Below are 13,317 nucleotides of genomic sequence, written 5' to 3' on the forward strand. Positions count from 1 at the left end.
CGGAGCCCGGTGCCCCGTCGTGCGGCCGATCGTAGGCCCGTGGCCCGTCGGGTGTGCCGGATCGTGACGAAGTGTTCACACCATCTGCGCGCTGCGTCGGCGGGCGAGCACGTAGCCGACGGCGACCGACCCGGACACCGCCAGGAGCGAGGGGATGAGGATGTCGGTCCCCTGCTGGGTGAACTCGACGACGAGCACGAGGGCCGTGAAGGGCGCCCGCATCGTCGTCGCGAGGAAGGCCGCGGCGCCGATGAACGCGAACGCCGTGAGGCTCGGCCCGTCGGTCGGCCAGAGCAGCAGCCAGAGGCCACCGAGTCCGCCGCCGACCGCGGAGCCGATCGCGATCGACGGGGTGAGCGTGCCGCCGACGGCCCCCGCACCGATCGTGGCCGAGGTCGTGATCGTGCGGATGACCCCGAGCGCGAGCAGGAACAGGATCGGCGAGAGCCCGGCGACGGAGCCGTCCTCGAGCGAGGCGTTCATCGCGAGGACACCGAGCGCCCGCCCGTTGCCGAGGATCTCGGGGAAGGGCACGGCGATGAGTCCGACCATGGCGAAGACGACCGGCAGCACGACGATGAGCCGCCACCCCTTCGGCGCGAGGCCCTGCAGCCGGTTCGTGAGCTTCACGAAGCCGACGCCCGCGAACCCGAGGACGGGCCCGACGATCACCGCCCAGACGAGCAGCGACGGCGAGAGGTGCATCGCCGGCACGTGGTAGAGCACCTCGTCCGGGATCACGAGGCGTGCCACGAACGCCGCGACCGCGCTCGTCGCGAAGGCCGGCAGCGCGGTCGCGAAGGTGAGCTCGCCGAGCAGCACCTCGACCGCGAACAGGGCGCCCCCGAGCGGGACGTCGTAGACCGCGGCGAGGCCGGCGGCGGCACCGCAGGCGACGAGGATCTTCGTCTCGCGAGCGGTGAGCCCGGCCCGTGCGGTCACGAGCTGGGACAGCCACGCCCCGATCTCGCGCGGAGCCACTTCCTTGCCGATCGAGGCGCCGAGCCCCACGGCCAGGATCTGCACGCCCGCGTTCGCCACCGTCGCGAAGGCGGGCATCCGCTTCCCGCCGACGGCCGCGGGCACGGAGACGACCGGGCGGCCCCAGCGTCGGAGCGCCCACCAGGCGACGCCGGTCAGGAGGCCGGCGGCGACGAGGGCGAGGAAGCGGTTCAGGGCACTCGGTGCGTCTGCGGCCTCGAGGTGACCGCCGAACGGGTACCCGAACGCGACGAACTGGATGAGCTGCAGCGCGAGCCACACCGAGATGCCGGCGATGCCGCCTGCCACCCCCACCAGTCCGGTGACGACCGCGAGCTTGAGTGCCCAGACCGGGGTCGCACGTGTCGCGTGTCCAGGGTGCGGCATGACCGGAAGCCTAGCGGCACGTCGGCACCGCCCCCGCGACCGGGCGGACGCTGCCGGGCCGAGCCGCGCCTCCTGGGCGGTGGCCGCACCCGCTGCCGTCAGACGGCCGTGAGCCGGTACGGCACCACGCAGTCGGCCGGTACGAGCGGCGGCTGCAGGCCGACCGTCTCGAGCGCGCGCCCACGGAACACCCGGTCCCCCGACCACCACGGCGGCGGCACGATGCCGTGCCCGTCGCCGACCACGACCGGGTCGACCCGGTACGCGGTGTCCGGGTCGAGGTCGCGGAAGGTGACGCGGCCGGTACCCGACACCTCGGACCGGCCGGTGCTGACGAAGAAGAACAGCGCCTGCCGCTTGTCGGCGGCGACCGTGCCGGACACGAGCCGGGTCTCGTCGACCTCGTCGACGCGCACGAGGTCGCCGCCGTGCAGCAAGCCCCGCCACTCCTTGTGGAGCGCGATCCACTCGGCGAGCGCCGTCTCCTCGGCGTCCGTCGCCTGCGCGAGGTCCCACTCGATGCCGAAGTGCCCGACGATCGCGGTCCCGGCACGGAACGCCAGGTCGTGCACCCGGCCGGTCGTGTGGTTCCGGCCGCTCGCGACGTGGGAGCCGAGCAGCTCCGGGGGCAGGAGCTGCTGCGTCCACCGGTGCATCTGCTGCCGCTCGAGCGGATCGATGTCGTCCGACACCCAGACGCGGTCGGTGTGCTCGATCACGCCGAGGTCGACGCGGGCACCACCCGACGAGCACGACTCGATCTCGAGTGCCGGGAACCGCTCCTTCAGCGTCGCCATGAGCCGGTACGCCGCCAGGGTCTGCTCGTGGACCGCTGCGCCGCCGCCGGGGTGGCCCGCCTCGACGAGGTCGCGGTTGTGGTCCCACTTGACGTAGTCGACGCCGTACTCGCCGATGATCGCGGTCATCCGCTCGAGCAGGTACGCGAACGCCTCGGGGATCGCGAGGTTCAGCGCCTGCTGGTCCCGGGACCGGACCGGCAGGCGACCGTCCGCCTGCAGGATCCACTCCGGGTGGGCTCGGGCGAGGTCGCTGTCCTCGTTGACCATCTCGGGCTCGAACCACAGCCCGAACTGCATGCCGAGCGCCCGCACCCGGTCGACGATCGGACCGAGGCCGTCCGGCCAGACGTCCTCGTCCACGTACCAGTCGCCGAGGCCAGCGTGGTCGTCGCGACGGTGCCGGAACCACCCGTCGTCGAGCACGTACCGCTCGACCCCGAGCCGCGCGGCGCGCTCGGCGAGGTCGGTCAGCCGGGCGAGGTCGTGGTCGAAGTAGACCGCCTCCCAGACGTTGAGCGTCACCGGGCGTGGCGTCCTCGGGTGCTGCGGGCGGCTGCGGAGCCACCGGTGGAAGCGGCGGGCCTGGTCGTCGAGGCCGTCCCCGTACGCGGCGTACACCCACGGCCCCTCGTAGCTGTCCCCGGTGCCGAGGCGCACCTCGCCGGGGAGCAGGAGTTCGCCGCCCCCGACGACCTGGCGGCCGGTGGCGAGGCGTTCCGCGAGGTGCCGGTGGTTGCCGCTCCACGCCGTGTGCACGCCCCAGACCTCGCCGTGGGCGAAGCCGAACCCGGGGACGCCGACGCTCAGGACCGTGGCGGCGTCGGCGCCCGTCCGGCCCTTCCGGCCCTCGCGCTCGTGGGTGCCGACGACGAGCTCGCGGCGCTGCGGGGTGCGTTCCTTGCCCCAGCGGCCGGCGAAGTCGAGGACCTCGCGGGCGTGCGACGGGACCGGGAGGGCCAGGGTGAGGTCGTCGACGGCGTAGGTGCCGGCGGCCGTGTTGGTGACGGCGGCGCGGGTGCGGACGAGGCCGGAGGGGAGCATCTCGACGGTGAGGCGGAGGGCGAGGCCGGCGGTGGCGTCCACGGCGTGGGCGGTGACGGTGGCGGTGGCGGGGGCGGGGGTGCCCGCGGTGCGGGTGCGGGGGCCCGCGGCGTCGGCGGCGCCGGCGGTGTCGGCGGCGCCGGTCACCTCGAGCTCGGTGACCGTGAACGCCGGGGACCAGTCGCGGCCGTCCCGGTGCCCGGACAGCCCCGGTCGCCCGGTCCACCCCCGGTGCGGCTCGGGCAGGATCGCCAACCGGACCGGCACGTCCGCCTCGTTCGGCGCGACCGGTGCCACGTCCGCCTCGGCCAGGGCGGCCAGCTCCGCGTCGTCGAGCGGACCGAGCGCCGCGCCCCAGTGCACCACCGCGGGCAGGGCTCGGTCGCGGCAGTCGAGGACGAGGGAGACGCCCCCGGCGGTCAGGTGGACGAGGTCGTGCGGCATGAGTGCTCCAGTCGGCGACGATGACGGCTCGACGAGTCTTGCGCTCTGGGAGCGCTCCCAGCAAGTCGACGCGCGCACGGCGTGTGCGGATGCACACGGATCCGGGTCAGAACCAGCGCTTGACCTTGAACACCACCCACAGGACCGCGGCGAACGCCACCATCGCGACGATCGCCAGCGGGTACCCCCACGTCCAGGAGAGCTCGGGCATGTGCGTGAAGTTCATGCCGTAGATCGCCGCGATGAGCGTCGGGGCGAAGAGGATCGCCGCCCAGCCCGAGATCTTCTTCGTGTCGTCGTTCTGCTTCTGCGCCGCGAGGGTCGAGTCGACCGTCAGCGCGTTCTGCAGCAGCTGCCGGAAGGTGTCCAGGCGCTCCACCGTGCGGATCGCGTGGTCGAGCACGTCGCGGAACCGGCGCTGCATCTCCACCGGGAGGTGGTACTTTTCCGCCCCGCGGTGCAGGTTCTCGATGATGTGGATGAGCGGTCGGGCCGCGCGCTGGAAGTCCACGACCTCGCCGAACAGCTCGTAGATGCGACGGGAGACCCCGGCCTCGCCCGCGAAGAGCTGGTCCTCGATCTGGTTGATGTCCTCCTCGAGGCCGTCGATCACCGGCACGTACCCGTCGACGATCGAGTCCATCAGCGCCCAGAGCTGCGCCTGCGGGCCCACGGTCACGAGTCCCGGTTTGCCGCTCATCCGTTGGAGTGCCCGCGGGACGGTCTGCTTGCCACGGGGGTCGGCCTTCACGACGACGAGGAAGAAGTCCTCCCCGACGAAGGCGTGCACCTCGCCGAACGCGACCTCCTCCTGCTGGTCGTTGTACAGCGCGGGCTTGAGGACGACGAAGAGCGTCGAGCCGTAGCGCTCGAGCTTCGGGCGCTGGTGCCCCTCGGCGGAGTCCTCGACCGCGAGTTCGTGCAGGCCGAGGGCGACCGCGACGTCGCCGAGCTCCTCGGCGTCGGGCTGGTGCAGCACGATGCACGCGCTCGCTCCCTGATCCTCGAGCATGCGGAAGGTGTCGTCGAGCGAGGGACTCGGGATCGGGGCGATCCGGTCGACGTAGACGGTGTTCAGTTCGACAGACACGTCACCACCGTACGCAGGGCGAGCGTGCGGGGGTCGGACGCGACCGACGTGCGGGCCAGGAGGCGCGGGTCGGGCCCGCACCGCGCCTCCAGTCCGGCCCGTCCCCCGTCTGCTGGACGTGCGCTGCGCGCCGGGCCCGGCCACGCGCCTACGGTGCAGGTCATCAGCATGCTGACGAAAGGGGCTGACATGAAGAGGATCTGGAAGCGGATCGCAGTCGCGGTGAGCGCGGTCGTCGCGGTGGTCGGCGCGTTCGTCGGCTCGGGAGCCGCTGGCGGGACGCCGATCCAGGACGCTGCCGGCGGAGCACTGTCGGCCTCGTCGACGGCGATCGCGCCGGACGGGCCGGCGTTCTCGATCTGGAGCGTCATCTACGTCGGGCTGCTCGCCTACGCGATCCGCCAGTGCTTCCGCACCGCCGACGACGACCGGCACGCGCGGCTGACCGTGCCTGCGGTGCTCTCGCTCCTGCTCAACGCGGCGTGGATCCTGAGCGTGCAGTTCGGGTTCCTGTGGCTGAGCGAGCCGATCATCGTCGCGCTGCTCGCCGTGCTGGTGTGGACGTTCGTGCTGCTGCGGCGGTCGGGGCCCTCCGGGATCGTCGAGGCGATCGTCACCGACGGCACGTTCGGGCTCTACCTGGGGTGGGTGTGCGTCGCGACGGCGGCGAACACGGCCGCGGTGCTGACGGCCGCGGGCTTCCGGGGCTTCGGGCTGTCGCTGGACGTCTGGGGCGTGGTGATCGCGCTCGTGGCCGGGCTCGTCGGGGTGCTCCTCGCGGTGTGGGGCCGGGGGCGCCTGGCGCCGACGGCGTCGCTCGCGTGGGGGTTGGCGTGGGTCGCGGTCGCTCGGCTCGACGGGCCGCTCGTGTCGACGCCGACCGCCGTCGCGGCGGTGGTGGCCGCGGCTGCGGCGGTCGTCGTGACGCTCGTGGTGCGGGCTCGCGCGGGGTGGCGCGGCGCGGCTGCGCCGGCGCGCGTCGCGGCCGCCTGAGCGGCGGCGCTGGCGGCCGCGCTGGCGGCCGCGCTGGCGGCGCCTCGCCGCGCTTGGTGGCGGCAAAGCGACACCGCCCACGCATCCGGCACCGTCTAGCCCGCGAAAGCGACAGATTCCCGCCGGCATCCGGCGGGAATCTGTCGCTTTCGCGGGACGGCGTGCGGCCGCGCGCGCCCGCGCCGCGGCGCGGCGCGCGGCCGCGCTCAGCGCGCGGCGGCCGCCAGGCCGTGCGCCGCCGCCACGGCGACGTTCACGACCTGGCCCGCGTGCACGTTCACCCCGAGCGCCAGGGCCGGGTCGGCAGCGGTCGCCGCCTCCCACCCCTGGTTCGCGATCGCCACGGCGTAGGGCAGCGTCGCGTTCGTCAGCGAGATCGTCGAGGTGCGCGGCACCGCTCCCGGCATGTTCGCCACGCAGTAGAAGACGGTGTCGTGCACGGCGAACGTCGGGTCGTCGTGGGTGGTCGGGTGCGATCCCTCGAAGCACCCGCCCTGGTCGATCGCGATGTCGACGAGCACCGACCCGGGCTGCATGTCCGCCACCATGGCGTCGGTCACGAGCTTCGGCGCCGAGGCCCCGGGGATCAGCACCGACCCGATGACGAGGTCGGCCTCGCGCAGGGCCGAGGCGATCGCGTGCGCCGAGGACCGCAGCGTCGTGATGCGTCCGTCGAACCGGGCGTCCAGCGCACGCAGGCGCGGCAGGCTGATGTCGAACACGGTGACCTCGGCGCCGAGACCGAGCGCCATCGTCGCCGCGTGCTCGCCCGCGACCCCGCCGCCGATCACGACGACGCGGCCCTTCGGGGTGCCGGGCACGCCGCCGAGCAGGAGCCCGCGCCCGCCGTTCGCCCGCATCAGGTGGTTCGCGCCGACCTGCGCCGACAACCGCCCGGCGATCTCGGACATCGGCGACAGCAGGGGCAGCGACCGGTCCGGCAGCTGCACGGTCTCGTACGCGATGGCCGTCGCCCCGGACTCGACCAGCGCGTCGGTCAGCGGCCGGTCCGCGGCGAGGTGCAGGTAGGTGAACAGGACCTGCCCTGGTCGGATCGAGGCGTACTCGGCGGCGACCGGCTCCTTGACCTTCAGGATCATCTCGGCGCGCGCCCACACCTCGGCGGCCGTCGGGACGATGGTGGCCCCGGCCGCGGCGTACTCGGCGTCCGGGAAGGACGACCCGTCACCGGCTCCGGACTGCACGAGCACCTCGTGTCCGTGCAGCGCCAGCTCGGCGACACCGGCGGGTGTCGCGGCGACGCGGAACTCGTTGTTCTTGACTTCGGTGGGGACGCCGATCAGCATCACTGACTCCTTCGTGGGCGGTGCGCGTTCGACACCCACGATGCGCCGAGGTTCGTTACAGGACTGTTTCGGCCGAACATCTGAGCAATGTGGCCCAGTTCCGTGTGCCGAGATTCGGCGTCAGAACACCTTGCCCGGGTTGAGGATCCCCGCGGGGTCGAACACCCGTCGGATCCCCCGCTGCAGCTCGAGCACGTCGTCGCCGAGCTCGTCGCCGATCCACCGCCGCTTGAGCACCCCCACGCCGTGCTCCCCCGTCAGCGTCCCGCCGAGCTCGATCGCCGCCCGGAACATCGCGTCGGCCGCGTCCCACACGTGCTGCGGCACCTCGTCGCCCTCGAACACGAAGTTCGGGTGCAGGTTGCCGTCCCCGGCGTGCGCGACGGTGGGGATCGCGATGCCGTACTGCTGCCCGATGGCCTCGACGCGCGCGAACATCTCGGCGAGCCGACTGCGCGGCACCGCGACGTCCTCGATGAGGACCCGACCACGCGCCTCCATGGCGGGGTGGAACGACCGGCGGATCGTCAGCAGGCGGTCGCGTTCCGCCGCCGACCCGGCCAGGTGCACGGTCCCGCCCTCGGCCTGGAGGCGCGGCACGGCTCCCAGCGCCGCCTCCGTCGCACCCGGCCCGTCGTACTCCACGAGGAGGAATACCCCGCCCGCCGCGGTGCTCCCCACCGTCTCGGCGATCACCTGCGGCCCGAGGTGGGCCGCGATCCCCTCGAGTGCGGCGGCGTCGAGCAGCTCGACTGTCGACGGACGCTCCGCCCCGGCGACGACGGACGCCGCGGCGCGGGCGGCGGCCTCGACGGTCGGGTAGACGGCACCGAGGGTGGCCGGCTCCCCCGCCGGGATCGGCACGAGCCGGACGGTCGCGCCGACGATCACCCCGAGCGTGCCCTCCGACCCGACGAGCAGCGCCGTGAGGTCGAGGCCGGTGACGCCCTTGACGGTGCGGTGCCCGGTGGCGACGAGCCGCCCGTCCGCGAGCACGACGTCGAGGCCGAGCACCGCTTCTCTGGTGACGCCGTACTTCACGCACCGCAGGCCGCCGGCGTTCGTGGCGATGTTCCCGCCGACGCTCGCGATGGCCGCACTCGCCGGGTCCGGCGCGAACCGCAGGCCGTGTTCGGCGACGGCCGCGTTCAGGTCGCCGTTCAGCACGCCGGGCTCCACCACCGCGTACTCGTCCTCCGTCGAGACCGAGACGATGCGGTCCATGCGCGCCACGCTCAGGACGACGGTGCCCTCGGTGCCGTTCGCCCCGCCCGCGAGCCCGGTGCCCGCGCCACGCGGGACGACCGGGACGCCGAGCCCGGAGCACGTCCGGAGGGTCGCCTGCACGTGCTCGACCGTCCGGGCCTCGACCACGGCGACGGGCCCACCCGGGGCGATCCAGCCGGACTTGTCCGTCCGTGCCGCGTCGAGCACACCGCGCTCCGTCCGGACGACCACGCCGTCCGGGTCGGCGAGCGCGGAACGGAGGGCGGTGACGACGGTGTCCATCCCGCCACGCTACCGAGCGCGGAGGGACTCGCTCGGCAGTTCCCCGAACCGTGCCCGGTACGTGGCCGAGAAGCGCCCGAGGTGCCCGAAGCCCCACGCCCGGGCGATGTCGGCGACCGAGGTGTCGTCACGGTCGCCGCGCAGCAGGTCGGCACGGGCACCGTCGAGCCGAACGCCGCGGAGCAGGTCGCCCGGCGTCTGGTCGAGGTGTCGGCGGAGGGACTGCTGCAGGCCGCGCGGGCTGAGCCCCGCCGCCGCGGCGATCTCCGGCGTCCCGATCGCGTCGCGCGCGTGCTCGTGGACGTACTCGAGCGCACGGCGGACCCGCTCGTGCTCGGGCCCGCTGCCGGTGACCGTCGTGCGCCAGCGGCTCCGCTCGGGGAAGGCCGCGACCGCCGCGGTGGCGAACGCCTCGGCGATGTCACGCCGGGCGACCGCGGTGAGCTCGTGCCCGACGTCCAGCCAGGTCGACGAGTACGCCCGCACGACCGACTGCCACGCCCGCATGCCGTCGGCGGTCGGGCGGCGGAGCGCTTCGAACGCGAAGTCGTCCTCACCGACGACCGAGCGGAGGAAGCCCGCGTCGAGGTGCACGAGGTTGAGGCCGATGTCGCGGTGGTGCAGCTCGTACGTGTCGGCGAAGGGCAGCACGACCGGGACGCCCGGTTCGAGCTCGACGCTCGTGCCGCCGTACGTGATCGTGCTCGACCCGCTGCGCATCCAGGCGATCAGGAACGCGTCGTCGACCCGGCTGTCGCTCCGCAGGTCGACCAGGAAGCGCGAGGACCGGAGCGACAACAGCTCGTCGCCCACGCCGGCGAAGTCCCAGCGGGTGTCGCGGTGGGTCCGCCGGACCGCGGGCGAGCGGAAGTCGTAGTCCCCGGTGAAGAAGGCGAGCGCCTGGTCGACGTCGGTGCCCGCGATCCGCCGCGAGTACCGCGTGTCCCCGACGCTGCAGGCGCCACTGGAGTGGCGGGTGTCCATCGTGGCAACCATGGTCGAGAACCTACGGGGCACCACCGACAATCGGGACCGAACCCCGGGGTCAGGGCTGCAGGATCGCCTGCCCGACGCTCTCGTCGAGGATGAGGTCGGTGATCAACCCGGCGGCGAGGGCACCCTTCAGCGACGCGGCCTTCGAGCGTCCGGCCACGACGCAGACCCGGCGCGGCGCACGCTTGATCGTGTCGAGGTCCGGAGCCCCGGCTCGGGCGTTCACCCCGATGTCCTTCCACGAGCCGTCCGCGCGGTAGAACACCGTCGAGACGTCACCGACGACCTGGGCCTTGGTCAGCTCGTCGCGGTCGGACGGGTCGAGGTACCCGCCGGAGTACACGTGCGAGGGCACCGGGGCCTGGGGTGCTCCGACACCGAAGACGACGAGGTCCATCCGCTCGTGCAGGTCGAGTACCCGGCGGATCGAACGCTCCCGGAAGAGCGCCTGCTTCGTGGCCGGGTCGTCGAAGAACGCCGGGACCGGGAACTGCTGCACGAACGCGCCGTACGCCTCGCCGAACCGCCGCAGGATCTCGGACGCGTAGACGATGCCCGTCGTCCGGGTGTTCGCGGCGCCGTTGATCTGCACCACCGTGGAGCCGTGCGTGGTCTTCGGCACGAGGTAGCGGCTCACCGCGCTGACGGTCGAGCCCCACGAGATCCCGATCACCATGTTCGACTCGACGTACTGCGTCAGGATGCGCGCAGCGGACAGGGCGACGCGTTCGAGTCGGTCGACGTCGCTCGTGTGGTCCGGCACCGGCACGACGTGTGCGTGCACCCCGAAGCGCGATCGGATGCTCCGGCTGAGCGCCGCGGCCTGGTCGAGGGGCGAGCGGATCTGGATGTCGACGAGTCCGGTGTCCCGCGCGTACTTCAGCAGGCGGGAGACCGACGACCGCGAGGTGCCGAGCTCGTCGGCGATCGCGTCCATCGTCAGGTCCTGCAGGTAGTACAGATGCGCGGCGCGCAGCGCCTGCTGCGTGCGCATGGGCTGCGCTGCGTCACTCATGGGAACCGAGCATGCACGGACGTGCACGGCCTCTGCAACCCCTGTCGTGCCTCCCGACCCTCGATCGCCCCGTCCGGACACGTGTGCTGCACGTTCGTGCACGCGAGTTGCCCGCCTTCTCACGGAGGCGCACGATCGATGTCGAACCACCACGGAACCCACGAAGGAAGCGACGCAGCAATGTCGAAGAAGACGCAGCCCCGGAACACGGTGAACGCGCTCACGGAGCGCCCGAACGCACAGGTCCTCGTGGTCGGTGGCGGCATCAACGGCATCGCCACCTTCCGCGACCTCGCCCTGCAGGGGGTCGACGTGGCCCTCGTCGAGCGCGGCGACTACGCCTCGGGCGCGTCCGCCGCGTCGAGCCACATGATCCACGGCGGCATCCGGTACCTCGAGAACGGCGAGTTCCGCCTCGTCCGCGAGAGCGTGCAGGAGCGCAACGGCCTCATCCGCATCGCCCCGCACTACGTCAAGCCGCTGCAGACCACGATGCCGATCTTCTCGACCTTCTCGGGCATCATGAACGCCCCGCTGCGGATGCTCACGCACAAGCAGCGCTCGACGAAGGAGCGCGGTGCCGCGCTCATCAAGATCGGCATGACGATCTACGACTCCTTCTCGCGCGACGGCGGTTCGGTCCCGAAGCACCGCTTCCTCACGAAGAAGGCCGCGCTCGCGGACATGCCGGCGCTCAACAAGGACCTCAAGTACACGGGCACCTACTACGACGCCTCGGTGCACGAGCCGGAGCGCCTCGCGCTCGACGTGCTCAAGGACGGCCTCGCCGCGGGGACGGGCGAGGGCTCGGCGTCGACCGCCCGTGCGGTGAACTACGTCGAGGCCGCCGGGACCCGCGACGGTGGCGTCCTGCTCCGCGACCGTGAGACCGGCGAGGAGTTCGTCTTCACAGCGGACGTCGTCGTGAACGCGTCCGGCCCCTGGACCGACCTCACGAACCAGGCGTTCGGCGGCGAGACGAAGTTCATGGGCGGCACGAAGGGCTCCCACATCGTCGTCGACAACCCCGAGCTGCTCGAGGCGACGAAGGGCCGCGAGCTCTTCTTCGAGAACAACGACGGCCGCATCGTGCTCATCTACCCGCTCAAGGGCCGGGTGCTCATCGGCACGACCGACATCGACGCCGACCCGGCGAAGCCCGTCACCACCACCGACGAGGAGATCGACTACTTCTTCGGCCTGGTGGAGCACGTCTTCCCGCAGATCGCGCTCACCCGCGACCACATCGTCTACAGCTACTCCGGCATCCGCCCGCTCCCCCGTCACGAGGACACCGCCCCCGGCTTCGTCTCGCGTGACTACCGGATCGTGGACACCCCGATCGCCGGGCTGCCGCGGACCACGGTGCTGTCGCTCGTCGGCGGCAAGTGGACCACGTTCCGCGCCCTCGCCGCGCACCTCTCCACCGACGTCACGACGAAGCTCGGCATCACCCGGACGGTCGACACGACCGGCATGGCGATCGGCGGCGGCAAGGACTTCCCGACCACGGACGCCCAGCGCGCCCTGTGGATCAAGTCGCACCGCGACGGTCTCGACGCATCCGTCGTCGAGGGGCTGCTCGAGCGCTACGGCACCCGTGCCGCCGAGGTCGTCGACGTCCTGGTCGACGGACCGGTCGAGCCCCTCGAGTCGGACCCGGCGCTGACCCGCGCCGAGGTCGCGTACTTCGCGGAGCACGAGCAGGCCGTGCACCTGGTCGACGTGGTGCTGCGCCGCACGAACCTCGCGTTCGTGGGCGGCGTCACGATCGACCTGCTCGACGAGCTGGCCGACGTGCTCGCCGGGTCGCTCGGCTGGACGCCCGAGGAGCGTGCGGACGAGGTCCAGCAGACGCTCGACGTCCTGCGCGAAGCGCACCGGGTGATCGTGCCGCTGACGTCCGCCTCGCAGCTCGCGTAACGGTCGTCGCTTCGGACTGGAGGCGCGGGGGGGGGGGGGGGGCGCCCCCCCCCCCGCGGGGGGGGTGGGGGCGGGGCGCCAGCGCCGGGGGGGGGGGGGGGGGCGGGGGGGGGGGGCGGGCCCCCCGCCCCCCCCCCGCCTCCCGTCTGTCTGCTGGTCGCGTCAGAACCGCTCGCCGGTCGGGTCCTGCGCCGTCCGGTCGATGAGCTGCTCGCCGCCGACGGGCTCGCCCTCCCAGTCGACGAGGCGCCAGCCGTCGTCGAACGACCCCTCGAGCTCGACGATCCCGGTGTTCTCGAGGTGGCGCTTCGTGCCGAAGTGGTCCGGCGTGTTGTCGGCCGCGGCACTCGCCCACGTCCGGATGGCCGCTCCGTGGCTGACCGCGGCCGCCACGTCGACGCCGGTCTCGAGGATCTGCCGGACCGCGTCGTCGTAGCGCGCGAAGAACTCGACGCCGCTCTCGGCACCGGGCATCCGGGTGGTGCGGTCCCCGAGCGACCAGCCGTGCACGGTCGAGATGTACGTCTGCACGGACACCTGGTCGCGCTTGCCCTGGGTGTCGCCGGCCTCGATCTCGCGGAGGCCCGGCAGCACCACCGGCTCGAGGCCGAGCGACGTGGCGAGGGGCGCCGCGGTGATCTGCGTGCGGACCATCGTCGAGACGAACAGCCGCTCGATCCCCCGGTCGGCGAGCGCTGCCGGCAGGGCGTCGGCCTGCTGCTGCCCGAGTTCGGTCAGGCCCGGTCCGGGGACGACGGCGTCGAGCACGCCGTTCACGTTCGCTGGGGTCTGGCCGTGGCGGATGAGCAGCAGTCGCATGGAGCCACCCTACGG

10 protein-coding genes are annotated in these 13,317 nt (G+C 72.9%); 2 read left to right on the forward strand and 8 right to left on the reverse strand.

Annotated features, from left to right (window positions below; translation table 11 throughout):
* Positions 1–75: 75 nt before the first annotated feature.
* The 3 genes from WFH25_RS09990 to WFH25_RS10000 all read right to left on the reverse strand — a co-directional run bounded on the left by WFH25_RS09990 (position 76) and on the right by WFH25_RS10000 (position 4,743).
* A complete protein-coding gene (locus WFH25_RS09990) occupies positions 76–1,368 on the reverse strand; it encodes a chloride channel protein (RefSeq protein WP_336697552.1) in 1,293 nt (430 codons plus the stop codon).
* 98 nt (positions 1,369–1,466) lie between these two features.
* Positions 1,467–3,653, reverse strand: coding sequence for an alpha-galactosidase (locus tag WFH25_RS09995; RefSeq protein ID WP_336697553.1), 2,187 nt, complete (start codon positions 3,651–3,653; stop codon positions 1,467–1,469).
* 106 nt (positions 3,654–3,759) lie between these two features.
* On the reverse strand, positions 3,760–4,743 hold the full coding sequence (locus tag WFH25_RS10000) for a magnesium and cobalt transport protein CorA (protein WP_070418265.1): 984 nt from the start codon (positions 4,741–4,743) through the stop codon (positions 3,760–3,762).
* Between the two features lie 189 nt (positions 4,744–4,932).
* Between WFH25_RS10000 and WFH25_RS10005 the strand changes: the two genes are divergently transcribed.
* Positions 4,933–5,736 carry a tryptophan-rich sensory protein gene (locus WFH25_RS10005; RefSeq protein ID WP_070418264.1) on the forward strand — a complete coding sequence of 268 codons (804 nt, stop codon included), beginning with the start codon at positions 4,933–4,935 and terminating at the stop codon, positions 5,734–5,736.
* Between the two features lie 206 nt (positions 5,737–5,942).
* Here WFH25_RS10005 and ald read toward each other — a convergent pair whose 3' ends face one another.
* The 4 genes from ald to WFH25_RS10025 form a co-directional block, all read right to left on the reverse strand.
* Positions 5,943–7,043: an alanine dehydrogenase gene (ald, locus tag WFH25_RS10010; protein WP_336697554.1), complete on the reverse strand. Its 1,101-nt coding sequence runs from the start codon at positions 7,041–7,043 to the stop codon at positions 5,943–5,945.
* Between the two features lie 120 nt (positions 7,044–7,163).
* Entirely contained in the window at positions 7,164–8,552 is a 1,389-nt protein-coding gene (locus WFH25_RS10015) for an FAD-binding oxidoreductase (protein WP_309780129.1), read from the reverse strand.
* 9 nt (positions 8,553–8,561) lie between these two features.
* Entirely contained in the window at positions 8,562–9,548 is a 987-nt protein-coding gene (locus tag WFH25_RS10020) for an AraC family transcriptional regulator (protein ID WP_336697555.1), read from the reverse strand.
* Positions 9,549–9,597: 49 nt separating this feature from the next.
* A complete protein-coding gene (locus WFH25_RS10025) occupies positions 9,598–10,560 on the reverse strand; it encodes a sugar-binding transcriptional regulator (protein ID WP_022905765.1) in 963 nt (320 codons plus the stop codon).
* Between the two features lie 180 nt (positions 10,561–10,740).
* On the opposite strand from WFH25_RS10025, the gene WFH25_RS10030 reads away from it, so the two are divergent.
* On the forward strand, positions 10,741–12,483 hold the full coding sequence (locus WFH25_RS10030; protein WP_071294593.1) for a glycerol-3-phosphate dehydrogenase/oxidase: 1,743 nt from the start codon (positions 10,741–10,743) through the stop codon (positions 12,481–12,483).
* A 162-nt stretch (positions 12,484–12,645) separates the two neighbouring features.
* Here WFH25_RS10030 and WFH25_RS10035 read toward each other — a convergent pair whose 3' ends face one another.
* On the reverse strand, positions 12,646–13,302 hold the full coding sequence (locus WFH25_RS10035) for a histidine phosphatase family protein (RefSeq protein WP_071302701.1): 657 nt from the start codon (positions 13,300–13,302) through the stop codon (positions 12,646–12,648).
* Positions 13,303–13,317 lie beyond the last annotated feature (15 nt).

Source organism: Curtobacterium sp. USHLN213 (genome assembly GCF_037144815.1).
Classification (GTDB): Bacteria; Actinomycetota; Actinomycetes; order Actinomycetales; family Microbacteriaceae; genus Curtobacterium.